This is a genomic window from Microterricola viridarii (assembly GCF_900104895.1).
Classification (GTDB): Bacteria; Actinomycetota; Actinomycetes; order Actinomycetales; family Microbacteriaceae; genus Microterricola; species Microterricola viridarii.
Map to the genome: position 1 here is coordinate 1,938,106 of NZ_LT629742.1, position 25,625 is coordinate 1,963,730.

Annotated in this window: 24 protein-coding genes; 10 read left to right on the plus strand and 14 right to left on the minus strand. The window is 70.5% G+C overall.

From position 1 onward, the window contains the following. Positions 1–38: 38 nt before the first annotated feature. On the plus strand, positions 39–707 hold the full coding sequence (locus tag BLT62_RS08815; protein ID WP_231919073.1) for a FadR/GntR family transcriptional regulator: 669 nt from the start codon (positions 39–41) through the stop codon (positions 705–707). An 18-nt stretch (positions 708–725) separates the two neighbouring features. On the opposite strand, the gene BLT62_RS08820 is transcribed toward BLT62_RS08815, so the two are convergent. Genes BLT62_RS08820 through BLT62_RS08830 form a run of 3 tightly spaced genes read right to left on the minus strand, consistent with a single transcriptional unit; the run spans position 726 to position 2,633 of the window. Next, positions 726–1,220 carry a hypothetical protein gene (locus BLT62_RS08820; protein WP_083363719.1) on the minus strand — a complete coding sequence of 165 codons (495 nt, stop codon included), beginning with the start codon at positions 1,218–1,220 and terminating at the stop codon, positions 726–728. Positions 1,221–1,230: 10 nt separating this feature from the next. Next, positions 1,231–1,707 (minus strand): QcrA and Rieske domain-containing protein, encoded by a 477-nt coding sequence (locus BLT62_RS08825; RefSeq protein ID WP_083363720.1) that lies wholly within the window; start codon positions 1,705–1,707, stop codon positions 1,231–1,233. Positions 1,708–1,757: 50 nt separating this feature from the next. Further along, entirely contained in the window at positions 1,758–2,633 is an 876-nt protein-coding gene (locus tag BLT62_RS08830) for an acyl-CoA thioesterase (RefSeq protein WP_083363721.1), read from the minus strand. An 81-nt stretch (positions 2,634–2,714) separates the two neighbouring features. Between BLT62_RS08830 and BLT62_RS08835 the strand changes: the two genes are divergently transcribed. Then, positions 2,715–3,398, plus strand: coding sequence for a hypothetical protein (locus tag BLT62_RS08835; protein ID WP_083363722.1), 684 nt, complete (start codon positions 2,715–2,717; stop codon positions 3,396–3,398). A 13-nt stretch (positions 3,399–3,411) separates the two neighbouring features. Here BLT62_RS08835 and BLT62_RS08840 read toward each other — a convergent pair whose 3' ends face one another. The 8 genes from BLT62_RS08840 to pepN (BLT62_RS08875) all read right to left on the minus strand — a co-directional run bounded on the left by BLT62_RS08840 (position 3,412) and on the right by pepN (BLT62_RS08875) (position 16,314). Beyond that, a complete protein-coding gene (locus BLT62_RS08840) occupies positions 3,412–5,067 on the minus strand; it encodes an FAD-binding dehydrogenase (protein ID WP_083363723.1) in 1,656 nt (551 codons plus the stop codon). 54 nt (positions 5,068–5,121) lie between these two features. After that, positions 5,122–7,476: an arylsulfatase gene (locus BLT62_RS08845; protein ID WP_083363724.1), complete on the minus strand. Its 2,355-nt coding sequence runs from the start codon at positions 7,474–7,476 to the stop codon at positions 5,122–5,124. Positions 7,477–7,617: 141 nt separating this feature from the next. Next, the gene (locus tag BLT62_RS08850) at positions 7,618–8,064 is read right to left on the minus strand and encodes a globin (RefSeq protein WP_083365395.1); all 447 of its coding nucleotides are present in this window, start codon (positions 8,062–8,064) and stop codon (positions 7,618–7,620) included. Continuing rightward, positions 8,065–9,195, minus strand: coding sequence for a mechanosensitive ion channel family protein (locus BLT62_RS08855; protein WP_156786297.1), 1,131 nt, complete (start codon positions 9,193–9,195; stop codon positions 8,065–8,067). 135 nt (positions 9,196–9,330) lie between these two features. Continuing rightward, positions 9,331–10,167, minus strand: coding sequence for an ABC transporter permease (locus BLT62_RS08860; RefSeq protein WP_083363725.1), 837 nt, complete (start codon positions 10,165–10,167; stop codon positions 9,331–9,333). Then, on the minus strand, positions 10,164–11,075 hold the full coding sequence (locus BLT62_RS08865; RefSeq protein WP_083363726.1) for an ABC transporter ATP-binding protein: 912 nt from the start codon (positions 11,073–11,075) through the stop codon (positions 10,164–10,166). The genes BLT62_RS08860 and BLT62_RS08865 overlap by 4 nt, the downstream gene beginning before the upstream one ends. Before the next feature lie 143 nt (positions 11,076–11,218). Next, entirely contained in the window at positions 11,219–13,759 is a 2,541-nt protein-coding gene (gene pepN / locus BLT62_RS08870; protein WP_083363727.1) for an aminopeptidase N, read from the minus strand. A gap of 2 nt (positions 13,760–13,761) precedes the next feature. Next, the gene (gene pepN / locus BLT62_RS08875) at positions 13,762–16,314 is read right to left on the minus strand and encodes an aminopeptidase N (RefSeq protein ID WP_083363728.1); all 2,553 of its coding nucleotides are present in this window, start codon (positions 16,312–16,314) and stop codon (positions 13,762–13,764) included. 211 nt (positions 16,315–16,525) lie between these two features. Here pepN (BLT62_RS08875) and BLT62_RS08880 point away from each other — a divergent pair, with 211 nt between their 5' ends. Continuing rightward, complete coding sequence (locus BLT62_RS08880) at positions 16,526–16,978, plus strand: SRPBCC family protein (RefSeq protein ID WP_083363729.1); 453 nt, start codon at positions 16,526–16,528, stop codon at positions 16,976–16,978. 11 nt (positions 16,979–16,989) lie between these two features. Here BLT62_RS08880 and BLT62_RS08885 read toward each other — a convergent pair whose 3' ends face one another. After that, positions 16,990–17,226, minus strand: a complete 237-nt coding sequence (locus BLT62_RS08885; protein WP_083363730.1) for a hypothetical protein — start codon at positions 17,224–17,226, stop codon at positions 16,990–16,992. A gap of 52 nt (positions 17,227–17,278) precedes the next feature. On the opposite strand from BLT62_RS08885, the gene BLT62_RS08890 reads away from it, so the two are divergent. Beyond that, the gene (locus tag BLT62_RS08890; RefSeq protein ID WP_083363731.1) at positions 17,279–17,695 is read left to right on the plus strand and encodes an ASCH domain-containing protein; all 417 of its coding nucleotides are present in this window, start codon (positions 17,279–17,281) and stop codon (positions 17,693–17,695) included. Between the two features lie 135 nt (positions 17,696–17,830). Here BLT62_RS08890 and BLT62_RS08895 read toward each other — a convergent pair whose 3' ends face one another. Then, complete coding sequence (locus tag BLT62_RS08895; RefSeq protein ID WP_083363732.1) at positions 17,831–19,330, minus strand: SDR family oxidoreductase; 1,500 nt, start codon at positions 19,328–19,330, stop codon at positions 17,831–17,833. A 39-nt stretch (positions 19,331–19,369) separates the two neighbouring features. On the opposite strand from BLT62_RS08895, the gene BLT62_RS08900 reads away from it, so the two are divergent. The 6 genes from BLT62_RS08900 (at position 19,370) to BLT62_RS08925 (ending at position 24,904) form a co-directional block, all read left to right on the plus strand. Further along, positions 19,370–19,861 (plus strand): ribose-5-phosphate isomerase, encoded by a 492-nt coding sequence (locus BLT62_RS08900; RefSeq protein WP_083363733.1) that lies wholly within the window; start codon positions 19,370–19,372, stop codon positions 19,859–19,861. 18 nt (positions 19,862–19,879) lie between these two features. Continuing rightward, the gene (locus BLT62_RS08905; RefSeq protein WP_083363734.1) at positions 19,880–20,869 is read left to right on the plus strand and encodes an Fpg/Nei family DNA glycosylase; all 990 of its coding nucleotides are present in this window, start codon (positions 19,880–19,882) and stop codon (positions 20,867–20,869) included. Positions 20,870–21,097: 228 nt separating this feature from the next. Then, positions 21,098–22,078 (plus strand): hypothetical protein, encoded by a 981-nt coding sequence (locus tag BLT62_RS08910; RefSeq protein WP_083363735.1) that lies wholly within the window; start codon positions 21,098–21,100, stop codon positions 22,076–22,078. Between the two features lie 46 nt (positions 22,079–22,124). Next, positions 22,125–22,757 (plus strand): FMN-binding negative transcriptional regulator, encoded by a 633-nt coding sequence (locus BLT62_RS08915; RefSeq protein ID WP_083363736.1) that lies wholly within the window; start codon positions 22,125–22,127, stop codon positions 22,755–22,757. A gap of 95 nt (positions 22,758–22,852) precedes the next feature. Continuing rightward, positions 22,853–24,217, plus strand: coding sequence for a sensor histidine kinase (locus tag BLT62_RS08920; RefSeq protein ID WP_083363737.1), 1,365 nt, complete (start codon positions 22,853–22,855; stop codon positions 24,215–24,217). Between the two features lie 9 nt (positions 24,218–24,226). After that, positions 24,227–24,904 (plus strand): response regulator, encoded by a 678-nt coding sequence (locus BLT62_RS08925; RefSeq protein WP_083363738.1) that lies wholly within the window; start codon positions 24,227–24,229, stop codon positions 24,902–24,904. Here BLT62_RS08925 and BLT62_RS08930 read toward each other — a convergent pair. Beyond that, positions 24,901–25,590 (minus strand): hypothetical protein, encoded by a 690-nt coding sequence (locus BLT62_RS08930; RefSeq protein WP_083363739.1) that lies wholly within the window; start codon positions 25,588–25,590, stop codon positions 24,901–24,903. The genes BLT62_RS08925 and BLT62_RS08930 overlap by 4 nt on opposite strands. Positions 25,591–25,625 lie beyond the last annotated feature (35 nt).

Genomic DNA, 25,625 nt, shown 5'->3' on the forward strand with positions numbered 1-25,625 from the left:
GAGCTCAGCGCAGACTGCGGAGCCTGCAAGGCGACATCATGGACCTGATCTTGGACCGCAACCTCGATGTCGGCGACCCGATGCCGACCGAGGCCGAGCTGTGCACGGCGCTCGGCGTCGGCCGCAACACGGTGCGTGAGGCCCTCAAGGTGCTCCAGGCGTTGGGCGTCGTGGAGATCCGCCACGGCTTCGGCACCTTCGTCGCGGCCGCCGGCTTCGAATCGCTGGCCTCGAGCCTCGCCTTCCGCGGCCGGCTCTCGCTCCGACACGGCGGGCACGAGGCGATGGAGCTCGCCGACGTGCGGCAGGCGCTCGAGGCCGGGCTCATCGGGATGGCCATCGACCGGATGACGTCGGAGCACCTCGAAGAGCTCGAGAGGCTCGTCGAGGAGATGGAGGGGCTCGCCGCGGCGGGCACGAACTTCTCCGTCGCCGACCAGGAGTTCCACCGGCAGCTGTACACGCCGCTGCACAACGAGCTGCTGACCAACCTGCTTGACGTCTTCTGGAGCGCCTATGCGCAGATCCACCGCGAGACGGGCTTCGAGGTCGCCAGCCTGCAGGACAACGCCCACCAGCACCGGCTCATCTTCGAGGCTGTCCGGGACAAGGACAAGGAGTTGGCCGCCCGCCGCGTCAGCTCGCACTTCGACGGTATCCGCGACCACCTGAACGCCCTGACCGGCCCGGCCCCCGTCGCCCCGTAGCGGGCGGGGCGCCGCGCCCTAGCGAAGCGGCTGCTCGCTGAAGCTGCCGTCCCAGAGCGCCCGCGCTCCCGACTCGCCGATCTGCACGACGACGACGGTGGAGCCCACCGCCGTGACCAGCGCGGCGACCACGCAGGCCGCCCAGACCAGGCGGCGGAGCAGCCGCGCGTCCGGGGCGGTGCGCGGTGCGAGCAGGCGGAACCACGCCCACTGCAGCACGGCGACGGCGGCCAGCGCGATCACCCACCCCAGGAGGGTGGTGCCGAGGCTTGCGTGCACCGCGATCAGCGGGGCCTCACCGACCCGCGCCTGCAGCCATTCCCCGGCGTTCGTCGTGATCGGCACGAGCACCACGAGCGCCAGCGCGAACACGGGCGGCACGACCCCGAGCCAGCGGCGGGCAGCCGGCCAGACGGCGGCAGCGAGCACGGCCAGCGCGGTGACCGGCACGAGCACGACGACCAGGTGCACGATCAGGACGTGAACGGGCAGCCCGTTGAAGACGTAGTCCATTCGGTCGGTCTCAGCCGGCCTTGATCGAGTCGCCGTCGACGGTCACCGGCACCGGCGTGAGCGGGCTGAGGGCCGGGCCGTTCAACACGTCCCCGGTCGCGGCATCGAAGCGCGAGCCGTGGCACGGGCAGTGGAACTCCGTCTTGGCCGGGGCCACGATGCACTGCTGGTGCGAGCAGACGGCGCTGAACGCGACGACGTCCCCGGCGGTCGGCTGGGCGACGAGCAGAGTCGCGCCGGCCACGGTGACGGAGATGCTGTCTCCGACCGCGACGGCGCTGAGCTTGGCGATCTCGGTGCCGCTGGCCGGGGGAGTCGCCGAGGCGGAGCCGCCTAGAGCCGGCGCGCTGGGCTGGCCGGCGTCGCCACCGCCCGTTCCGTTGCCGCCGGCCGGGGCGCAGCCGCTGAGCGCGAGAGCCGCCGCGGCGACTCCGGCCCCGCCGAGGCCCACAAAGGTGCGCCTGGCCATGTCAGTCGAGTCGTTCATGCACTGTCTCCTCGTCGCTGGATGGGTCACGTGGGAATGACACTAGCGCCTCAGCGCGCTCTGTCCGGGACCCGCACCATGCCCTCTTGGGCGACGGTCGCCAGCAACACACCGCTGCGCGAGAAGATGCTGCCGCGGGAGAGCCCGCGCCCGCCGCTGGCGCTCGGGGAGTCCTGCACGTAGAGCAGCCAGTCGTCGACGCGGCCGAAACGGTGCCACCACATCGCATGGTCGAGGCTGGCGATCTTGAGGCCCGGGGTGCCCCAGGCGATGCCGTGCCCGCGCAACACGGGCTCCAGGATCGAGTAGTCGCTGGCGTAGGCGAGCGCGGCGCGGTGCAGGTTGGGGTCGTCGGGCAGCCGGCCCATCGCCTTCATCCACACGGCCTGGTGCGCCGTGCGTTCGCCGTCGACGCTCAGGTAGATCGAGGAGGGGATGTGGCGCACGTCGAAGGCGCGCTCGGCCGCCCAGAACCGGGCCACGTCGTTGTCGATGCCCTGCAGCACCTCTGCAGTCGTCGGCAGGCTCTCCGGCTCCGGCACGTCGCTCGGGATCTCGATCTGGTGGTCGAGCCCGGCGTCGACATCCTGGAACGAGGCGATCATCGAGAGGATCGGCACGCCCTCCTGGTAGGCCTGGGTGCGCCGGGTGGAGAACGAGCGCCCGTCATGGATCCTGTCCACCGAGAACGTGATGGGCAGCCGCACGTCGCCGGGGCGGAGGAAGTAGGCGTGCATGGAGTGCGCGACCCGGTCGTCCGGGACGGTGCGCATCGCGGCGGTGATGGACTGCGCCAGCACCTGGCCGCCGAAGATGCGGCCGAGCGGCATCCATTCGGAGGGGCCGGTGAAGATGTCCTCGCTGGTGCGGGCGCCGGTGTCGGTGAGATCGAGTGTGCTGAGAAGGCCTTCGATGAGACTGCTCATGCGTGCTCCTTTGTGGTGCGCCCGGAGTGGGGGTGGCCGCGGCAGGAATAGCTACCGTCTCTTAGGTAGTTTAGACAGGAGATGACTGAGTCCTTTTCCCTCGTCGACCGCTACGCGCTCGGCGACCTGCAAACCTACCTGGCCCGGGCCGGGCGTGTCGAAGACGGCTCCGTCCGGCTGATTGCGGCCGGCGGGGTGCTCGCCGCGTACACGGCGATCTTCTACCCGCGCGGCATCCTCGATGAGAGCCCGACCGTGCTGGGCCTGCGCACCTTCGCCCTCGCCGACGCGCCGATCTTCGACGCCGTCGTGCCGGCGCGCTCCCTGCTCGAACGGCTGGCGCGCGCGGAGGCGACGATCGGCACCGGCGAGGATGCCGGGCCCGTTCCGCTCTCGCTTCCGCACCAGGTGAGCACCGTCACCTGGGCGGGCATCTCACCGCCCAAGAGCGGCTGGCACGGCCAGGAGCCCGCGGATGCCGCGCTGTTGGAGTCCGTCGCCAAGGCAGGCATCGACGAGGTGGCGGCCGCCGTGCCGAGCGGCGTGGGGGAGCAGATCGTGCAGCGGGTGCGCACCGAGGTGTGGGGCCGCCCGATCGAGGGCCTCGAGCACGTGCCGGCCGGGGCGGCCTTCGCCGCCCTCAGCCTCGGCTTCCTGGCCGGCGGCGAGCCGGTGCAGGTCTTCGAGACCGGGCCCTGGACCCGCCTGAGCACGAGCCGCGGTCACGTGCTGGTGCGCCGGAAGCCCTGGACGCTCCGCTCCTAGCTCGCCCTCCCGCTCAGCGGGGCAGCGCCGCGACCGCGCGCCCGGCCTGGCGCCCGCTGAACAGGCATCCGCCGAGGAAGGTGCCCTCCAGCGCGCGGTAGCCGTGCATGCCGCCGCCGCCGAAGCCGCTGGCCTCGCCGACCGCGTACAGCCCGCCGATGGGCTCGCCCGCGGCATCCAGCACCTGCCCGTCGAGGTTCGTCTGGATGCCGCCGAGGCTCTTCCTGGTCAGGATGTGCAGCTTGACGGCGATCAGCGGCCCCGCCTTCTGGTCGAGGATCTTGTGCGTGCTGGCCACCCGGATCAGCTTGTCGCCGCGGTAGTTGCGCGCCCCGCGGAGCGCCGTCACCTGCAGGTCCTTGCTGAAGTCGTTGTCGATCTCGCGGTCGCGCGCCTCGACCTCCGCGCGCACCCCTGCCGCGTCGATGGGGACGTCGGGGGTGAGCGCCTGCATGCCGGCGAGCAGCTCGTCGAGCGTGTCGGCCACGACGAAGTCGACGCCGTTGCGCTTGAACGCCTCGACCGGGTCGGGCGCGCCGGGCGCGACCCGCTTGGCCAGCAGCTTCACGTCCTTGCCGGTCAGATCCGGGTTCTGCTCGCTGCCGGAGAGCGCGAACTCCTTCTCGATGATCTTCTGCGTCAGCACGAACCAGCTGTGGTCGTGCCCGGTGGTGCGCAGGTGCTCCAGGGTGCCGAGCGTGTCGAAGCCGGGGAACAGGGGGACGGGCAGGCGCTGGCCGCGCGCGTCGAACCAGAGCGAGGACGGCCCGGGCAGGATCCGGATGCCGTGCAGCGGCCACACCGGGTCCCAGTTCGTGATGCCCTCGGTGTAGTGCCACATCCGGTCGCCGTTGATCAGGCGGGCGCCCGCCGCCTCGGCGATGCCCAGCATCCGGCCGTCGACGTGGGCGGGAACACCGCTCAGCATGTGCTCCGGAGGGGTGCCGAGCCGGGCCGGCCAGCTCTTCCGGACCAGCTCGTGGTTGCCGCCGATGCCGCCGGAGGCGACGATGACCGCGGGCGCCCGGTGCTCGAACGCTCCGACCACCTCCCGGCTGCTGGACTCGCCGCGGGCGGCGCTGCTCGGGGCGAGCACGCTGCCGCGCACGCCGACGACCCGGCCGTCCTCGACGATCAGCTCGTCGACCTGGTGCCGGTGCTTGGCGGTGACGAGCCCGGCCTGCACGCCGTCCCGCACGCGGGCGATGAAGGGCGCAAGGACGCCGGGGCCGGTGCCCCAGGTGATGTGGAAGCGGGGCACCGAGTTGCCGTGGCCCGTCGCCGTGCCGCTGCCGCGCTCGGCCCAGCCGACCACGGGGAAGAAGCGCACCCCCTTGGCGTGCAGCCAGTCCCGCTTCTCATTCGCGGCGAAGTCCAGGTACGCCTCGGCCCAGCGGCGCGGCCAGGCGTCCTCCTCGCGGTCGAAACCGGCGGTGCCCGCCCAGTCCTGCCGGGCGAGCTCCGCGGTGTCCTTCACGCCCATCCGCCGCTGCTCGGGGGAGTCGATGAGGAAGAGCCCGCCGAAGCTCCACCAGGCCTGCCCGCCGAGGGATGCCTCCGGCTCCTGCTCGAGGATCAGCACCCGCTTGCCGGCCTCCACCAGCTCGGCGGCGGAGACGAGCCCGGACAGCCCGGCTCCGATGATGATGGCGTCGACGGTCTCTGGCATCGCGGTGTCTCCCTCGTCACAGTGTGTGTTCCCACCGTAGTGGCGAGCGCGTCTTCACTCGCGCATCAACATCGCCTGCGCCTCGCGTTCCAGGTCGAGGTAGGGCTCGCCGCTGACATCGACGCGCACCCGGTGCAGCGTCCCACCGGTGAAGCGCCAGGGCGCGCTGCCCGGGTAGTCCTCGGTCACCGGGGCGCCGCTGTCGCGGCCCACCGTGAGCCCCTCGCCGGCGATGGAGAACTTGCCGGGCTGGGTCTTGATGCGTCCCGATCCGAGCATCTTGTCTCCGCAGAACAGGCTGAGGATGCCGGTCGCGACGCCGGGGGCGTCCTCCCCGTCCTTGGCGAATGACGCGCCGACGATCAGCTGCTCGCCGACGGGCAGGTCCTCTGTGGCGTCCACCCGCTGCTCGACGATCCCGACGAAGTTGTTCGCGTAGTGCAGGCGGCCGCCCTTGACGTACAGCGCGTGCCCGCCGAAGCGGGACCCCTGGGCGAACAGCACGCCCTCAGCGCCCTGGCTCAGGTCGACGAGCGCGCCGATGGAGAAGGAGCGGTTGCGGAGGTTGACGGACTGCGACTCCGGCACGTCCGCTGTCCCGGGAAAGTAGACGTAGCGCTCCCGTGCCCCCGCGAGCACGGGGCGCGGGGTCAGCATGATCTCGAGCGCCGAGCGGTCGTCGAGCGGGAACGCCTGGTTGGCTCCGGCCTCGGCGAACCACAGCGAGATGAGCTCCTGCAGCTTCGCCGGCTGCTCCTGTGCCAGGTTGTGCGTCTCGGCGCGGTCCACATCGGTGTGGTAGAGCTCCCACTCGTCGTCTCCGAAATGGCTCCAGCCGCTCAGCGTCGGGTGGGTGGTGATCGCCTTCCACCCGTCGTGCCAGATCGCCCGGGAGCCGAGCATGGAGTAGAACTGGGTGCGCCGCGTGGTCGGGGACTCAGCGGCGTCGAAGGAGTAGCGCATGCTGACCCCGTCGATCCGGCTCTGCTCGTGGCCCTTGATGTGGCTCGGGGCCTCGACGCCGAGAACGTCGAGCACCGTCGGGACGATGTCGATCGCGTGGTGGTACTGCTCCCGCAGCTCGCCGCGGGCGCTCATGCCGGAGGGCCAGGAGATGATGCACGGGTCGCAGATGCCGCCGTTGTACTCGTAGCGCTTCCACATCTTGAACGGGGTGTTGAAGGCCATCGCCCAGCCGTTCGGGTAGTGGTTGTAGGTGCGCACGCCGCCGAGCTCGTCGAGCATGGCGAGGTTGTCGGAGATGTCGTCGACCAGCCCGTTCGCGAACTTCATCTCGTTCACCGAGCCATTCGGGCCGCCCTCGCCGCTCGCGCCGTTGTCGGAGACGACGATCACGAGCGTGTTCTCCCGCTCGTCGATCGACTCCAGGTAGTCGAGCACCCGGCCGATCTGGTGGTCGGCGTGCGAGAGGAACCCGGCGTAGACCTCGGCCATCCGGCTGAACAGGCGCTTCTCGTCCGCGCTCAGGGAGTCCCACGGGCGGGTGTCGTCCATCACGGGGAACGGGATGCCGGTGCCGCTCTGCCTGGTTGTGGAGGTGCCGAGGGGGTTGACCGGGGGGAGCTCGGTGTCCGCCGGCACGATCCCGAGGGACTTCTGGCGGGCCAGCGTCTCGGCGCGCATCGCCTCATACCCGGCGTCGAAGCGCCCGGCGTAGCGGTCGGCCCACTCCTTGGGCGCGTGGTGCGGGGCGTGGGCCGCCCCGGGGGCGTAGTAGAGGAAGAACGGCTTGTCCGGCGCGATCGCCTTCGCGTCCCTGATGAACTCGAGCGCCTTGTCGGTGATGTCCTCGGAGAAGTGGTAGCCCTCCTCGGGGAGCCGCGGCTGATCCGTCGGGTGGTTGTCGTAGACGATGTCCGGGTACCACTGGTTCGTCTCGGCGCCGAGGAAGCCGTAGAAGCGCTCGAAGCCGCGCCCGCTCGGCCAGTTCCGCCTGGTCGACGCGACATTCATCTCGTCGTCGGGGCAGAGGTGCCATTTGCCCACGATGTAGGTGTTCCAGCCCGCCTCGCCGAGGATCTCGGAGAGCATCCCGTTCGCCGGCGGGATCGTGCCGCTCGCATTCGGGAAGCCGATCGCCGCCTCGGTGATGCACGCCATGCTGTTGTTGGTGTGGTTGCGCCCGGTGAGCAGGCACGACCGGGTCGGCGAGCACAGCGCGGTGGTGTGCCACTGGGTGTAGCGCACCCCGTCGGCGGCGACCCGCTCGATGTTCGGGGTGTCGATCGGACCGCCGTAGGCGGACATCGCCGAGTACCCGACATCGTCGAGCACGATGTAGACGACGTTGGGCGAGCCGGGGGGAGCCTTCACAGGCTCGAACGGGGTCCAGTCGGGCTCTGAGTCCCGGATGTCGATGCCAACGGTTCCACGGAATTGTGCGGCCACGGTGCCACTCCTGCCAGCTCGGGTCGTCCGGCTCGCTCGGCATGTGGGGCGGTCGAACGGGGTGTGCGCAAAACACATGCCGCCGCTCAAGCTACGCCGTGGCGTACGTCACCGCAATGGGGGACAGGACGCCGGCCGGGGTCACTCCTCGAAGGTGTTCACCAGGGAGTGCGCCGCCCGCTGCAGGTAGTCCCACAGGGTGGCCTCATGCAGCGGAGAGAGCTCGAGCGTGTCGAGCGCGTCGCGCATGTGGGAGAGCCAGCGGTCCCGCGCGTCCGGGTTCACCTTGTAGGCCACGTGCCGCATGCGCAGGCGCGGGTGGCCGCGCCGCTCGCTGTACCTGCCGGGCCCGCCCCAGTATTGCTCGAGGAACTGGGTGAGGCGTTCGGCGGCCGGGCCAAGGTCGTCCTCCGGGTACATCGGCTTGAGCACCGGGTCGCCGGCCACGCCGCGGTAGAACTCGGCGACGAGCTTCTCGAAGGTGGGCCGTCCGCCGACCTGCTCGTAGAAGCTGACGAGGGCGGCCTCGCCGTGCTCGCTGCTGCGCAGGTGCACGGGGCTGGCGGGGAGGTTCTGTTGCTCGGTCATTCAGGCGTCCGGTTTCGTGCTGCTGGGCTTGCTGGGCTTTCTGGGCGGGGTGGTGGGCGGGGTGCTGGGGGGAGTGGTGGGCTGCGCGGGGGCGTTCTTGCGCGGCCGCGGCGCCCGGGGCGCGTGCGGCGCCAGGTTCTCGACAATCTTCACCGGGCGGGTGCGCGGCGGGTGGGCTCCCTTCACGCTGGCGGCGCTGTCGAAGCCGCTGAGCACGATCGAGTTGAGCGCGGGGAGCTTGATGCCCGCGGCATCCAGCGCCGCCTTCAGCCGGCTGCGCAGCTCGCGGGAGACGTCGTCCTTGGCCACGGTGCGCGTCTTGGCCACCAGACGGATGACGAGGGCGTCGTCCGAGATCGACTCCAGCCCCCACACCTCGGGCTTCTCCAGCATCCGGGAACGCCACCGGGTGCTCGTGGCCATCTCGGTCGCGGTGCTGAGCAGCAGCGCCTCGACGGCCTCGATGTCGGTGTCGTAGGGCACGGCGAGGTCGATGATGACGCGCGCCCAGCCCTGTGACATGTTGCCGACGCGCAGGATCTCGCCGTTGCGCACGAACCAGAGGGTGCCGTTGACGTCGCGGATCTGCGTGATGCGGATGCCGACGGCCTCGACGACACCGGTCGTCGGGCCCACGTCGACGACGTCGCCGACGCCGAGCTGGTCCTCCATCACCATGAACAGGCCGTTCAGGGCGTCCTTGACGATGTTCTGCGCGCCGAAACCGAGGCCGGCACCGACGGCTGCGGTGAGCAGCGCGAAGGAGCCGAGCACCGTCTGGTCGATCTGGTTGATGATCAGCAGCACCGTGACCGTGAAGATCGTGACGTTGATGATGTTCGTGAGCACAGAGCCCAGGGTGCGGGTGCGCTGCACGAGCCGGACGGCGGCCAGCGGGGAGGCGGCGGCGATCGCCTGGGTGTCGTCGACGTTCTGGGTCTTCTTGACGCCGGAGACGATCTGGCGCACGACGCGCTGCACGACGAAGTGCAACGCCCAGCGGATGACGAAGGCGAGGACGATGATGATCGCGATGTTGACCAGCGTGCCGAGGAACGTCCGCGGATCGTTCGCCAAAAAGTCGTTGATCCCCTTGAAGAATCCGCCGACGGCCGCCCAGAAGTCGTTCATAGGGTCTCAGTCTACCGAGCGGCACTTGGCGCCAGCTGGGCGGCACGCCCGCAGCCCGCGGTGCCAGGCACAGAGAATTCTCCCCCGGCTGCCGAAGCCTGGCAGCCGGGGGAGAAGTGGTGGGCCGGGAGGGTGTCAGGCGTCCCGGCGCTTGAGGGAGAGCGCGGCGCCGACGACGGCCGCGGCGACCCAGGCCAGCACGATGAGCAGGTTCTTCAGCACGGCGTCGGGCTCCCCGCCGCCGACGCTGGGGTCGAACAGGCCCATGCCGGCGACGGAGAGCAGGTACGGGATGAGATCGCTCGCCCACTCGGCCGGGATCATCTGCAGCACGGTCGGCAGCAACAGCAGGATGCCGAGCGCCGCCGCGATGCCGCCTGCGCTGTTGCGCAGGATGGTGCCGAGGCCGAGCGCGAACAGGGAGATCAGTGCGAGGTAGAGTGCGCCGCCGAGCAGTGGCAGGAACACCTCGGGCTCCGCGAGGCTTGCGGTCACCCCGTGGGAGGCGAAGACCGCCGAGGCGATGAGGAACGCGCCGACACTGCCGAGCAGGCCGACGACGAAGGTCGACACGAACAGCACGATGGCCTTGGCCGCCAGGGCGGGCAGGCGCCGCGGCACCGCCGTCAGAGTGGAGCGGATCATGCCGGTGGTGTACTCGCCGCTGATGACGAGCACGCCGAGCACGGCCACGACGAGCTGGCCGAAGAACACGCCGAAGGTCGAGGCCATGAGCAGCATCCTGAGCTGCTCGTCGGCCGATCCCGATGCGGCCTGGTCGATGTAGTCGGTCATGCTGGTCGACATGACGAGGGCCATGCCGAGCGAGATCGCGAACACGAGCAGGTAGGACCAGACCGTGGAGCGGAGGCTGCGCAGCTTGATCCACTCCGAGCGGATGACGCCGCCGAAACGGAGGCTTCCGCCCACGGTGGACAGAGCGGTTGTCGGGGTGAGGGTGGCGGTGCTCATCGGGTGGCCTCCGTGCGGTATTCGACGGCATCCTGGGTCAGGGCCATGTAGGCCTCCTCGAGGGAGGCGTTCTGCGGGGTGAGCTCGTGCAGCACGAGGGAGTGGGCGGCGGCGAGCTCGCCGATCTGCGCGGCGGCGACGCCGGTGACCTGGAGCAGGCCGTTCTCGGAGCGGAGCACCGCGACATCCGGGGCGGAGAGCAGCTCGGCCAGCTGGCTGGCGTGCGGGGTGCGCACGGTGACGCTGGCGAGCGAGGCCCCGGCGACGATGTCGGCGACGGGCGCATCGGCGATGATCTGGCCGCGGCCGAGGACGATGATGTGGTCGGCTGTCTGCGCCATCTCGCTCATCAGGTGTGAGGAGAGGAAGACGGTGCGGCCCTCGGCTGCGAGGCTGCGCACCAGCTGGCGCACCCAGAGCACGCCCTCCGGGTCGAGGCCGTTCACCGGCTCGTCGAGGATGAGGGTGGCGGGGTCGCCGAGCAGCGCGGCGGCGATGCCGAGGCGCTGGCCCATGCCGAGGGAGAAGCCCCCGACGCGCTTCTTCGCCACGGACTGCAGGCCGGTCAGCTCGATGACCTCTTTCACGCGCTTCGCACCGATGCCGTGCGTCGCGGCCATCGCGAGCAGGTGGTTCTCGGCGCTGCGGCCGGTGTGCACCGCCTTGGCGTCCAGCAGGGCGCCGACCTCGCGCAGCGGCGCTGCGTGCGCGGCGTACGGCTTGCCGTTGACGCTCACGCTGCCGGCGCTCGGCCGGTCGAGGCCGACGATCATGCGCATGGTGGTGGACTTGCCGGCGCCGTTCGGGCCGAGGAACCCGGTGACCTGCCCGGGGCGCACGGTGAAGGAGATGTCGTTGACGGCCGTCTTGGCGCCGTAGCGCTTGCTCAGGCCTTCTGCTGTGATCATGCCTCAACGCTACGAGGCGACGGATGCCGGGCACATCGGTCCACGGAATGGTGCCGTGTACTCCCGAGGGATGACATCCGGCGGCGTTGGCTTCGGTCGCTGGCGCTCCCTCGAGCCAACGAGGGAGCGCCAACGGGTGCCGGCTAGGCGCGGTCGCGCTCCTGCGCGGCGAGGGCGCGCTCCACGCGGGAGAGCTCCTCCACCACGATGCGGCGGAGCGCGGGCGGGCCGTCGTTGCCGGCCAGCCAGGCCCGGGAGGCCGCCACCAGCTCCGCGTTGGCCAGCGGTGCAGGGTAGAGCCCGCGGATGATCGCGGCCGCCATGTTGTAGCTGCGGGTCGACCACACCTCTTGGAGCATCGCGAAGTACGGCTCCAGCTGCGGCGAGAGCAGCTCGCTCGGCCGCGCCCGGCGCCATCCCAGCGCGTAGGCGCGCACGTAGTCGTTGGACAGGCTGGTGTCGGTGGCGGCCGCCGTCCACGCGGCGAGCTTGCCGGCGGCATCCGGCATCGCGGCCTTCGCCGTGATCGCCGACTGCCGGCCCTTGGCGGTGTCGTCGGTGGCGAGCACGTCGTCGATGTCCTCGGCCGCGGCCCGGCCGCCGGCCGCGAGCGAGATGACGATCTCCCAGCGCAGCTCGGTGTCCACGGCGAGGCCGGGCAGCAGCGCCTCGCCGGCCAACAGCTCGACGAGGACGTCGAGCTGGCCCGGCGCGGAGGCGATGGCGATGAAAGCCCGCAGCAGCTGCAGCTGGGCGTCCGAGCCGGCGTCGGCCGACTGGGTGAGCGCCCAGAGGGCGTCCCCGGCCTCCACGACGGTCTCGGCCCGGTGCTCCGGCGCCACGTACTGGCCGAGCACGAGCTCGAGCAGGCGCAGCGACAGCGCGCGCTGCGCCGACTGCGTCTCCGCTGAGATGTTGCGCAGAACCAGCTTCACGAAGTCGCGCGGGCTGGCCTCGGCATCTCGCGTGGCGTCCCAGACGGCGCCCCAGATCACGGCGCGGGCCAGGGGGTCGGCGATCTCGGCGAGACGGTCGATGGCGACCGCGTGCGAGGCGGCGTCCAGCCGGATCTTGGCGTAGGCGAGGTCGTCGTCGTTGAGCAGAACCAGCTCGGGGCGGGCGAGCCCGACGAGCTCGGCCACCTCGGTGCGGTCGCCGTCGACGTCGAGCTCGACGCGGTGGGCGCGCACCAGCGCGCCGTCGACCGTGTTGTAGAAGCCGATGGCGAGGCGGTGCGGGCGGATCGTCGGCTGTTCGGATGCCGCGGACTGCAGCACCGCGAAGCCGGTGATCGTGCCGTCCGGCGTCGTCTGGATCTCGGGCCGCAGCGTGTTCACCCCGGCCGTCTCCAGCCACAGCCTCGACCACTCGGTGAGCTCGCGGCCGCTCGTGACCTCGAGCTCGTCGAGCAGGTCGCGCAGCGTGGCGTTGCCGCCGGCGTGCTTCTGCAGGTAGGCCGAGATGCCCGCGTAGAAGGCGTCGAGGCCCACCCAGGCGACGAGCTGCTTGATGACGGAGGCACCCTTCGAGTAGGTGATGCCGTCGAAGTTCACCTCCACGTCCTCCAGGTCGTTGATCGTGGCGACGATCGGGTGGGTGGAGGGCAGCTGGTCCTGCTCGTAGGCGTGCGTCTTCTCGGTGGAGGCGAACGTCGCCCAGGAGTCGGCGTACTCGGTGGCGCTGGCGGCCGCGATCGTCGACGTCCAGGTGGCGAAGGACTCGTTCAGCCAGAGGTCGTTCCACCACTTCATGGTGACGAGGTTGCCGAACCACATGTGCGAGAGCTCGTGCAGCACGACGAGCGCGCGCTGCTCCTTGCGGGCATCCGGCACCTTGGAGCGGAACAGGTAGCCCTCGTTGAAGGTGACCGCGCCGACGTTCTCCATCGCGCCCCAGTTGTACTCGGGCACGAAGATCTGGTCGTACTTCTCATACGGGAAGCCCACGCCGTAGCTGGCCTCGTAGTAGGCGAGGCCCTGCCGGGTCTTCTCGAACATCACCTCGGGCTCGACGGCCTCGGCGAGGGATGCCCGGGCGAAGAGCCCGAGCGGGATGGTGCGGCCGTCGGCGGTCACCGCCTCGCTGTGCCACTCGCTGTACGGGCCGGCGATGAGCGCGGCGATGTACGTGGAGATGTGCGGGCTGGGCGGGAAGGCCCACTCGGCAGCGTCCCCACGCGGGGACGGGGCCGGCGTCGTCGAGTTGCTGATCACATGCCAGTCGGCCGGCGCGACGACCGTGAACCGGTAGCTCGCCTTGAGGTCGGGCTGGTCGAAGCAGGCGAACACGCGGTTCGCCTCGGCCACCGCGAACTCCGTGTACAGGTAGGGCTTGCCATCCACCGGGTCGGTGAAGCGGTGCAGGCCCTCGCCCGTGTTCGTGTATGCAGAATCTGCTACAACGTGAAGCTCGTTCACGGCTTGCAGGCCGTCCAGGCGGATGCGGAGGCCGTCGCTGACGGCCGACGGGTCCAGGGCGACGCCGTTCAGCGTCACGCTGTGCACCGCGCGAGTGTTGGCCTCGATGAAGCTCGAGGAGCCCGGCTCCGCTGTGAAGCGCACCGTGGTCGCACTGCCGAAGAGCTCCTCGCCCCGGGTCAGGTCGATCTCGATCTCGTAGTTCGGCTCACGGATGACGGCCGCGCGCTCGACGGCCTCGACGCGGGTGAGGTTCGACTCGGCCACGGCTAGACCGCCGCCGCTGCGTCGACCGCCTGCGCGGCGAGGGCCCGCTCGACGCCGGCCAGGTTCTCGCCGACGAGGCGGCGGAGGGCCGGCACATCGGGGTTCGCGTCCAGCCAGGCACGGGTGGCCCCGGCCAGCTCGGCGCTGGCCAGCGGCGCCGGGTAGAAGTCGACGACGAGGGTCTCGGCGATGGCGTAGGAGCGCTCCTGCCAGAGCGACGCGATCGCCGCGAAGTACGGCGCGACGAGAGCCTCCAGCGTGGCGGGGTCGTTCGTGTGCAGCAGTCCGAGGCCGGTGTGGCGCACGATCATGTTCGGCGCGGAGTCGCTCTCGACGAGGGCGTTGAACGCGGCGAGCTTGGCCGCGGCGGTCGGCACGGTGGCGCGGGCGCGCGCGGCGGCCTGGGCCCCGTTGGCGGTGTTGTCGGCGGCCAGGGCCGCGTCGATCTCGCCGGCGCCGGCCGCGCCGTTCAGCACGAGGCCCTCCAGCAGCTCCCAGCCGAGGTCGGTGTCGATCTCCAGCCCGGCGAGGGCGATGCTGCCGTCCCGCAGCCCGGACAGCGCCTGCACGTGCGCGGGCGTCGAGGCGAGGCTGGCGAAGGCCTTGACGAGCTGGAACTGCAGGTCGCTGCCGGCTGCGGCATCCTGCGCCAGGCCCCAGAGGGCGTCGCCGACGCTCTCCACGGTCGCGGCGCGCTTCGCCGGGGCCACGTACTGCTTGGCGGCGAGTGCCAGCTGGCCGAGCACGGTGCGCACCGTGGTCGACTCGGTCTCGGCTCCGATGTTGCCGAGCACGAGGCGCACGAAGTCGCTCGCCGGGCTCTCGCCGTCGCGGGTGGCGTCCCACACCGAGCCCCAGACCAGCGAGCGGGCCAGGCCGCTCTCGAAGGCGGAGAGGTGCTGCAGGGCGACCGCGTGCGAGTCTGCGTCGAGCCGGATCTTCGCGTAGGCGAGGTCGTCGTCGTTCAGCAGCACGAGGTCGGGGCGGGTGAGGCCGACGAGCTCGGCGACCTCGGTGCGCTCCCCGGCGACATCCAGCTCGACGCGGTGCGTGCGGCGGAGCACCCCGCCGTCGAGCGCGTAGAAGCCAATCGCCAGGCGGTGCGGGCGGATGGTCGGGTAGTCGGCTGCCGCGGACTGCAGCACGGCGAAGCCGGTGATGGTGCCGTCATCCGTGGTCTGGATCTCGGGGCGCAGCGTGTTGACGCCGGCCGTCTCCAGCCAGAGCTTCGACCACTCGGAGAGGTCGCGGCCGCTGGCCGTCTCCAGCTCGCTGAGCAGGTCGACGAGCTCGGTGTTGCCCCAGGCGTTCTTCTTGAAGTAGGCGGCGACGCCGGTGAAGAAGGCGTCGATGCCGACCCAGGCGACGAGCTGCTTGAGCACGGAGCCGCCCTTGGCGTAGGTGATGCCGTCGAAGTTGACGAGCACGTCCTCGAGGTCGTTGATGGTGGCCACGATGGGGTGCGTGGAGGGCAGCTGGTCCTGGCGGTACGCCCAGCTCTTCTCCATGACGGCGAAGGTGGTCCACGCCTCGGTCCACTCCGTGGCCTCGGCGGTGGCGATGGTCGATGCCCACTCGGCGAACGACTCGTTCAGCCAGAGGTCGTTCCACCACTTCATCGTGACCAGGTCGCCGAACCACATGTGGGCCAGCTCGTGCAGGATCGTGACGACGCGGCGCTCCTTGATGGCGTCGGTCACCTTGGAGCGGAACACGTAGCTCTCGGTGAAGGTCACCGCGCCGGCGTTCTCCATCGCGCCCGCGTTGAACTCGGGCACGAACATCTGGTCGTACTTCTCGAACGGGTAGGCGTAGTCGAACTTCTCCTCGAAGTAGGCGAAGCCCTGGCGGGTCTTCTCGAAGATGTAGTCGGCGTCGAGGAACTCAGAGAGCGAGGCGCGGCTGAACACGCCGAGCGGGATGGTGCGGCCGTCGCGGCTGGTCAGCTCGGAGCGGACGACGCTGTACGGGCCGGCCACGAGGGCGGTGATGTAGCTGGAGATGCGCGGGGTGGGGGCGAACGCCCACGTGGACGCGCCGCTCCCGGCGTCCGTCGGCTCCGGCGTCGGGGAGTTGCTGATCATCTGCCACGCCGCCGGCGCGGTCACGGTGAAGCGGAAGCTCGCCTTCAGGTCGGGCTGCTCGAACACCGCGAACATGCGGCGGGAGTCGGGCACCTCGAACTGCGTGTACAGGTAGACCTCGCCGTCGACGGGGTCGACGAAGCGGTGCAGGCCCTCTCCGGTGTTCGTGTAGAGCGCGTCGGCGACGACGCTCAACACGTTCTCCGCGGCCAGGTCGTCGAGCTGGATCCGGATGCCGTCGCTCACCGCGGCCGGGTCGAGGGCGACGCCGTTCAGCGTCACCGAGTGCACGTCGGCCGTGATCGCGTCGATGAAGGTCGAGGTGCCGGCCGTCGCGCTGAAGGCGACGGTGGTCTCGCTGCGGAAGCGCTCCGACCCGGTGGTGAGGTCGAGGGTGACGTCATAGCTCTCGACGCGAATGAGCGCTGCGCGCTCCTGTGCTTCGACGCGGGTCAGGTTTTCTCCGGGCAACGGTGCCTCCTGTGGCATATCGGGTGAGACGGATCTTTGTCTCGAATGTGGTGGATTGTGTCCAGCAAACAAGCCTAGTAGCGGGGCGCGCTCGGTGGCCATCAACCGCTTGACGCTGAACGGCGCGCGGCGCACACTGGGCGTGAACGACCGCCTGGCCGCTCGTCCCCACAGCCCAGATCAAGACACCACCGTCTGCAAGGGAAGAGTCATGCCCACCATCGAGGAGAGCGTCATCATCGCCCGACCGCCCCAGGAGGTGTTCGACTTCGTCTCCACCCCAGCCAACACCGCGGTCTGGGATTCCTCCGTCGTCGCGTCAGAGCAACAGGGCGACGGCCCGTTCGCCGAGGGCACCCGCACGCGCGGCACCAGCAAGATCATGGGCCGCCGCTTCGACTGGACCGTGGAGGCGACCGAGTACGACCCGCCGAACCGCGTCACGAACACCTCGGTGGAGGGGCCGATGAGCTTCGTCGTCACCAGCTCCGTCGAGGCCGTCGACGGCGGCAGCCGCTACACCTACCGCATCGATGCGGCCTCCGGCCTCGGGGGAGTCTTCGGCCGGATGGCCGACCCCTTCATCCAGCGGGCGCAGGCGCGCACGGTGCGGGCGAACCTGGAAACGCTCGCGGAGCTGCTGGCGGAGCACCCGGCTGGGTAAGGGCGGGCTGCTCAGATCTCCGCGCGCGGGCGCCGGCGGGGCGGGGCTGGCGGCACCTCTTTCGCGGCGACGACGGCATCCAGCGGCACCGTCTTCAGGCCGTCGCGCGTCTCGATGACGCACGCCTCGGCGGTGCGAGAGCGGAGGAAGCCGAGCGCGTCGCTCAGCTTGCAGTTGTCGATGCTGCGGCGCACGACGACGCGGGTTCCGAGCGGCGCGGTCGTCAAGAAGTGCACCGGATCAGCCATGCTTCCACTCTACGTGGCCGTCTCGCTGGGCCGCCGTCACTAGGCTGTCGGCATGAGCTTCCCCACCGTCGACGGCCTCCGCACCATGGAACTCGGCTACCCCGGCCCCTCCCGCACGTTCCTCAACGACTGTGTGCTGAACGGCAGCAAGCGGGCCACCGCCGGCCTGCTCAGCGAGTACGTCGAGGAGAACGAGCCGTGGGAGCACGTCGGCGAGCGCATGGTGCTGGTCGATGACGACACGCAGCCGCTCGGGCTGATCGAGGTCACCCGGGTCGAGGAGACCACCTTCGCCGCCGTGACCTGGGAGTTCGCCGACACCGAGGGCGAGGGCTACGCCGACCTCGCCGAGTGGCGCTCGACGCACCTCGACTTCTGGGCGCGCGGCGGAGAGACCGTCACCGACGACACCCCGGTGCTCTGCATCTACTTCGACCTGCTCCCCAGCGCCGGCGAGCCCGCTGCGTAGCTGCTGCCGGCATCCGCCCGCCCCGGCGCCCGAGGCGACCGCGCGCTGTGCGCCACTTCGGCGGCTTCTGCGCCACACTAACCGGCGCAGATGCCACTCAACTGGCGCAGAGCGGCATCCGCGGCTCGGCAGCAGCTACCAGTTGGAGGGCTTGTAGTCCTTGAGGAAGACGCCGAACAGTTCCTCGCCGGCCTCGCCGCGCACGATCGGGTCGTACACGCGGGCCGCGCCGTCGACCAGGTCGAGCGGGGCGTGGAAGCCCTCCTCGGCCAGGCGCACCTTCGTCGGGTGCGGGCGCTCGTCGGTGATCCAGCCGGTGTCGACGCTGGTCATGTAGATGCCGTCCTCGGTCATCTCGCGGGCGCTGGTGCGGGTGAGCATGTTCACGGCCGCCTTGGCCATGTTCGTGTGCGGGTGGCCGGGGCCCTTGTATCCGCGGTCGAACACGCCCTCCATCGCGGAGACGTTGACGACGTAGCTGCGGCCACTCGGAGCGGCGGCCATCGAGGCGCGCAGCCGGCTGACCAGCAGGAACGGCGCGGTCGTGTTGCAGAGCTGCACCTCGAGCATCTCCAGCGGGTCGACGTCCTGCACCTTGTCGGTCCAGCTGTTCTCATGGTGCAGGTCGGGCAGCAGCCCGCCCGCGTCGATCGCGGTGCCGGCGGCCAGGCGGTCCAGCGAGCTGGAGCCGGGCGCCAGGGCGAGCGCGGTGAGGTCGTCGGCGGTGAGCGCGCCGGCCCCGGCGGCGGCGGCGAGGATCGGGTGGCTGGAGACGGAGGCCGCCAGCGCCAGCGGGTGCTGGTCGCTGGTGTGGCCGAAGCTGACGATCTCGGGCAGCTCGCCCTCCGGCAGCGGCGAGCTCTCGGCCTCGACGATCGCCGAGTAGGCGCCGGGGGAGCGGCGCACCGTCTGGGTGGCGTTGTTGATCAGGATGTCGAGCGGGCCCTGGCCGGCGACGTCGTCGGCGAGGGCGACGACCTGGGCTGGGTCGCGCAGGTCGATGCCGACGACGCGGAGGTTGTGCAGCCAGTCTGCGGCATCCGGCATGGCGGCGAAGCGGCGCACGGCGTCCTTCGGGAAGCGCGTGGTGATGGTGGTGTGCGCGCCGTCGCGGAGCAGCCGGAGGGCGATGTACATGCCGATCTTCGCGCGGCCGCCGGTGAGCAGGGCGCGCTTGCCGGTCAGGTCGGTGCGGGCGGTGCGCTTGGTGTGGTTCAGCAGTGCGCAGTTCGGGCAGAGCTGGTGATAGAAGGCGTCCACCAGGGTGTAGCGCTGCTTGCAGATGTAGCAGGCGCGGGCCACGAGCAGCTCGCCGGCGATCGGGGCGTCGGTGGCGCTGGAGAGCTCGTGCCCCTGCGTCTCGTCGTCGATCCGACTGGGCGCCCCGGTCGCGGTGGCGGCGATGACGGCCTTGTCGGCGTCCTGGATGCGGGCCCGCTTGATCGCGCGGCGCGACACTTTGACCGATTTGAACATCTTCGCCGTCGCGTGGCGCACCGTCAGGAAGTCCGGGTCCTCCTCATCGACATCGCTGAGGGTGGCGAGTACGCGCAGTGCGATCGCGAGCTCCTCTGGATCGATGCGCGCGGCATCGGTGCGGACAGGCTCGTGCTCGGGAGATGGTGCGGAGGGCATCCGCGAATTCTACCGCGCGAAGCTGAATAGACTGCTGTGATGCGCATCCACATCGCCACCGACCACGCCGGACTCGACTTCAGCACGCACCTGATCTCGCACCTCGGCGCAGCCGGTCACGAGGTCATCGACCACGGGCCGACCGGCTACGACGCCCTCGACGACTACCCCGCGTTCTGCATCAACGCGGCCCTCGCGGTCGCCCATGACCAGTCCCAGGGCCTCGACGCGCTCGGCGTCGTCTTCGGCGGCTCGGGCAACGGCGAGCAGATCGCCGCCAACAAGGTCGCCGGCATCCGCGCCGCCCTCGCCTGGAACCTGAGCACGGCCCGGCTGGCCCGCGAGCACAATGACGCCAACGTCATCTCGATCGGCGCCCGCCAGCACACCATCGAGGAGGCGACGAGCTTCATCGACGCGTTCATCGCCGAGCCCTTCTCCGGCGACGAGCGCCACGCGCGCCGCATCGCGCAGCTCGCCGAGTACGAGAGCACCGGCGACATCGCCGGCAAGAACGTCGACCAGTACTAGTCCGAGCGGGTCTGCAGCATGCCTGAGGGTCACTCCGTCCATCGCATCACGCGCCAGTTCGCCCGCAACTTCGTCGGGCACCGTGTAGCCGTCTCCAGCCCGCAGGGCCGCTTCGCCGAGGGCGCGAGCATGCTCGACGGCCACGTGATGACGGATGCCAAGGCCGTCGGCAAGCAGATGTACCTCGAGTTCGACAACGGGCTCTGGCTGCGCGTGCACCTCGGCATGTACGGCGCGTGGGACTTCGCGGGTGAGATCCAGATGGATGCCACCATCGCCTCCGCCAACGGCCGGATGGGCCAGACGAACCAGGCCGGGACGATCCTGGACGGCCCGATTCATGACGTCGACGGCGAGAACTCGCTGCACTCCATCGGGGCCCCGCGCCGCACCCGCGTGCGCATGGCGGAGTCCGAGAAGGAGAGCGACGCCCTGCTGACGTTCCCGCCGGAGCCGATCGGGCAGGTGCGGGTGCGCCTGCTGAGCGACACGGTGTGCGCCGACCTCCGCGGGCCGACCGCCTGCGAGGTGCTCGACCCGGCACAGGTCGACGCCATCATCGCCAAGCTCGGCCCGGACCCGCTGCTGGACGACAGCCAGGCCGCAGAGGACCGCTTCACCGCCGTCGTGCGCAAGAAGCCGACGCCGATCGGCCTGCTGCTGATGGACCAGAACGTCGTCGCCGGCATCGGCAACGTCTACCGGGCCGAGATGCTCTTCCGGGCCGGCCTCAACCCGCACACGCCGGGCAAGCTGGTGCCGGAGGATACGGTGCGCGCCCTGTGGCGCGACTGGGCGCACCTGCTGAAGATCGGCGTCGAGACCGGGCAGATGATGACGATGGACAACCTCGAGGGCGAGGATTACGTCAACGCGATGGCCAACCGGGCCGACCGGCACTGGGTGTACAAGCGCGAGGGGCTGCCCTGTCGGGTCTGCGGAACCCACATCACGCTCGAGGACTTCGGGGCGCGCAAGCTCTACTGGTGCCCCAACTGCCAGCGCTGAACTGAGGAATATTCACAGGCTTTTCGCTGAATTCCCGGTCAGGCGGATTAAGAGCGCGCGCATCGGGAATTGGCACGAGTTTGTGATCGCTCTCTCAGATTGCGGCACGTAGTGTCGCCGAGTCGTCGCACCCCAGACGGGGGCCACTGACGACTCCATCTGAGAGGAAGAGTTGTGATTCGCAACGCCCAAAAATGGCTTCGCCGCCACCCGAGGACGACCGGAACCGTGAGCGCCGCAGTGCTCGCCCTCGTCGTCGCAACGACCGTTGGCGTTGGCGCCACAGCTGCCGAGGCCGAGACGCGCAACACCTCCGCACGCACGCACACCGCCGACTCCCACCGCGGCCACGGGCCGGTTGCTCAGAAGTCTGAGAAGTCGGAGAAGTGGAAGAAGTCGCACAAGTCGCACGCGCACGGCAACAAGAAGCCCAGCGCGGCGCCGAAGCCGCCCGTCGAGGCAGCCCCGGCCCCGACGACGCCCCCGGCCACGGCCCCGACGACGCCCCCGGCTGCCGAGGTCGCACCTCCCGCCGCAGGCGGCTCCGGCGCCAGCACCTACCCGCTGCACACCGGCATCGTGGCCACCACCTTCTGGGTCGGCGAGATCTTCGACGCGAACGCCGAGGACGGCAGCCAGATGCTCTCCACCTATGACGCCAACTGGTTCGCCAATTACGGCGGCTGCGACGGCGTCACCAGCCAGGGCACCTGCACGACCGAGAAGCGCGTCGCAGCCAACGGCTTCTTCCCGTCCTCGATGACGCCCAAGCAGAACCCGTTCTACCTGGACCTGCCCTACGACGACGTCAACGACAAGACCGGCTTCGCGAACCGCGGCTCGGTCATCCCCTGGGCGAACGACCCGGCTTACGCCGGCCGCGCCGGCGACGCCTCCATCAGCCTGATGAAGAACCGCTGGGTGAAGCTGATGAAGGACGGCCAGACCTGCTACGGCCAGATCGCGGATGCCGGCCCCGGCGAGTACCACGACTCGGCCTACGTCTTCGGCTCCAACGACGCCCGCCCGGCCAACGCGCGCTACGGCGGCGCCGGCATGGACGTCTCGCCCGCGCTGAACGGCTGCCTGAACTTCGCCGAGCTGGACGGCGACTCCGATGTCGTCGACTGGCAGTTCGTCGAGGCCGCCGACGTTCCCGCCGGACCGTGGCTGACGGTGTCCTCGAGCGACAACAAGGTCATCAACTAGCACCAGCCTGCCTGGCGGTCGGCCCGCCGGGTGAGATGCTGGAGCCATGCGCCAGAATCCGAGCTTCGCCCTCGTCAGCGATGCCGCCGTCAAGCGGCTCATCCGTGAGAACCCGTGGGTCACCATGGTCAGCCACACGGATGCCGGCGAGCTGGTCGCCTCGCACTATCCGGTGATCCTGGATGAGGCGGAGGAGGGCATCGTGCTGCTCAGCCACGTCGGCCGCCCCGACGAGGCGCTGCACGAGCTCGGCCGGCACGAGCTGCTCGTGATCGTGCAGGGCCCGCACGGCTACATCTCACCCGGCTGGTACGACGCCAAACCGGCGGTGCCGACGTGGAACTTCATCGTCGCCCACCTGCACGGCACCCCGGAGCTGCTCGGCGACGCCGAGAACCTCTCCGTGCTGGACCGGCTCGTCGACCACTTCGAGGAGCGGATGCCGGAGCCGCGCCGGATGAACGGCACCGAGGCGAACGCGGCATACGCCGCCCGCATCGTCTCCGGCACGGTCGGGTTCCGGATGCGGGTCGACCGGTACACCGGCAAGAACAAGATGAGCCAGAACCGGCCGGCCGAGACCGTGGAGCGGATCATCCACGAGCTCGAGCACGGCGAGCACTACGCCAGCCCCGAGCTGGCCCGCGAGATGCGCCGCAGCCGCGGCGAGGCGGTCTGAGCGGTGGGGCGGAGTCTCGTGGTAGGGATAACCCCCGCACGGTTCCGGTTGCCAGCTGGCTGGGTGAGCCGGCGGCGGATCGGCAGAATCGAATCATGACCACGATCAGCACGACCCCCAGCAGCACGCCAGGCACCGTGCGCACCCGCACCAGCTATGGCACGCTCTGGGCCACCGCGCCCCGGGAGCTCGGCTTCCTGCTGCCCAACCTGCTGGTCGCGGTGCTCAGCCTCAGTGTGCTCTCCACCCTCTTCTTCACCGGCATCGGCATGATCGCGATCTTCGTCGGCCTGTTCATCGTCGTCGCGACCCTCTACACGGCTCGCGGCTTCGGCGCGCTGGAGCTGGTGCGGCTGCGCTGGGCCGGGCGGCCCGAGATCACGCGCCCGCGCTGGGAGAAGACGGAACAGGGACCCGGCTTCTGGCGGGCAACGCTCGGCCCGCTCATCGACGGCCACTACTGGCTGTATCTGCTGCACGGCATGATCGTCCTGCCCATCATCGGCATCCTCAGCTGGACGGTGACCATCGTCTGGGTCGCCATCGGGCTCGGCGGGGTCACCGGATGGATCTGGGACACGATCTGGACCGACTCCGGCGACGACCTCCTGCTGCACCGGGTGATCCTGGACTGGGCGTTCCCCGGCAACGATTGGGTGGTCGACCCCGCACTCGCCGAGAACCTGCTCATGGTCGCGGTCGGGCTGCTGTTCCTGGCCACCCTTCCCCTCGTCACCCGCGGGCTCACCCTGCTGCACGACGCCATCGCCCGCGGCATGCTCTCGGCCTGGCGCTCCGACGCGCTCAGCCGGGAGGTGGCCTCGCTGGCCGCCTCCCGCGGCGCGGCGCTCGTGGCAGAGGACCAGTCGCTGCGCCGGCTGGAGCGCGACATCCACGACGGCCCGCAGCAGCGCCTGGTGCGGCTGCAGATGGACCTGGCCAGCGCGGAGCGCAAGCTGGAGAGCGACCCCGATTCCGCCAAGGCGATGCTCGTCGAGGCCCGCAGCCAGGCGCGCGACACCCTGGAGGAGCTGCGCGCCCTGTCCCGCGGCTTCGCCCCGCCCATCCTGCAGGACCGCGGCCTCATCGCCGGGCTGGAGTCACTCGCCGCCCGCAGCACCGTCCCCGTCTCGTTCGAGCTGGCCCTGCACCCGGACACCCGGCTGGCACCCGAGATCGAGCGCAGCGCTTACTTCGTGGCCGCCGAGCTGCTGACGAACGCCGCCAAGCACTCGGGCGCCACCGCCATCCGGCTGCACCTCGCCGCCCGGCAGAGCGAGGGCCAGGACTGGCTCGACCTCTGGGTGATCGACAACGGGCGCGGGGGAGCGGCGAAGCGGGCCGGGCACGGCCTCGCCGGGCTGGAAGACCGCCTGAACGGGCTGCGCGGCGTGCTGTCGATCGACAGCCCGGTGGGCGGACCGACCGCGGTGGGCGCGCACATCCCGCTGCCACGTTAATCTGGACGGGTGACCCTCACCCCCGATGCCGCGGCATCCGCCCCCGCCCTGCGCCTCGTGCTCGCCGAAGACTCCCTGCTGCTCCGGGAGGGGCTGGTGCGCCTGTTCGATGAGGCCGGCTATGACACCGTCGCCGCCTACGGCGACGCCGACAGCCTGCTCGCCGAGGTCGACCAGCTGCGCCCGGACCTGGCCGTGCTCGACGTGCGGATGCCGCCGACCTTCCGCGACGAGGGGGTGCGCGCGGCCATCGAGCTGCGCCGTCGGCTGCCCGGCATCGGCATCCTGCTGCTCAGCCAGTACGTCGAGGGCAGCTACGCGCACGAGCTGCTCTCCAGCGGCTCCGGCGGCATGGGCTACCTGCTGAAGGACAGGGTGGCCTCCCTCGACGAGCTGCAGGATGCCGTCGCCCGGGTGAGCGCGGGCGGCACGGTGCTCGACCCGCAGGTGGTCCGCGAGCTGCTCGCCCGCCGGGCCGACCCGCTGGACGCCCTCACCCCGCGCGAGCGCGAGGTGCTCGAGCTGATGGCCGAGGGGCGCACCAACGCCGGCATCGCCGAGCGGCTGTTCATCGGCGTCGGCGCCGTGGAGAAGAACGTGACCGCCATCTTCCAGAAGCTCGCCCTCGACGACTCCGGCTCCGACCACCGCCGGGTGCTGGCCGTGCTCGCCTTCCTGCAGCGTTAGCGGGCGGCGCCCGGGGTCGGCGAGACGGGGTGCACGTCGCGCCACACCCGGAAGTAGCCGCGACCGCCGAGCCCGGCGGAGATGCCCAGATAGGCCAGGCCCACCCCGAAGCCGAGCAGGTAGAGCGCCCACGGCGGGGCACCGAGCAGGCCGCCGAGGGCGGCGGCGAACAACCCGGTGAGGGCCGCACAGACCGCGGCGATGAAGATCATGCTGCTGCCGATGACATGGCTGAAGTCGCTGCGCCGGCCGAGCCAGTAATAGGTCTGCTGCGAGCCGGCCTGGTCATCGTGGCTTGAGGCCATCAGATAGGGCTCGATCCCGGGGTCGAGGGCGAGGTAGGCGGCGCGCAGCCGGTTCATGGCGAGCACGTACATCAGATCCTCGTGTGCCACGTTGAGCACGCGCACATTGGTCAGCGTCCCGATCACGCAGAGCACCCCGAGGATGACCACCGCGAACAGCCGGAAGTCGGCGTTGAACGTGCTGGCCTGGCCGACGAGGGCGATGCTGAGCAGGCTGGCCGAGGTCAGCGTCAGGAAGATGCTGATGCGGGTGAGCACCTCGCTCTGGGTGGTGCTGCGCGAGGCGAGCAGGCTCCAGTGCTCGGTCGCCAGCAGCTGTGCGCGAACCGGGGCCGATGCGGCTGATAATCCCTCTGGCGGCTGGGCCGCCTGGTCAGGCATGCAGCCATTGTCCACCAGCGGCCGCGTGATTGCGA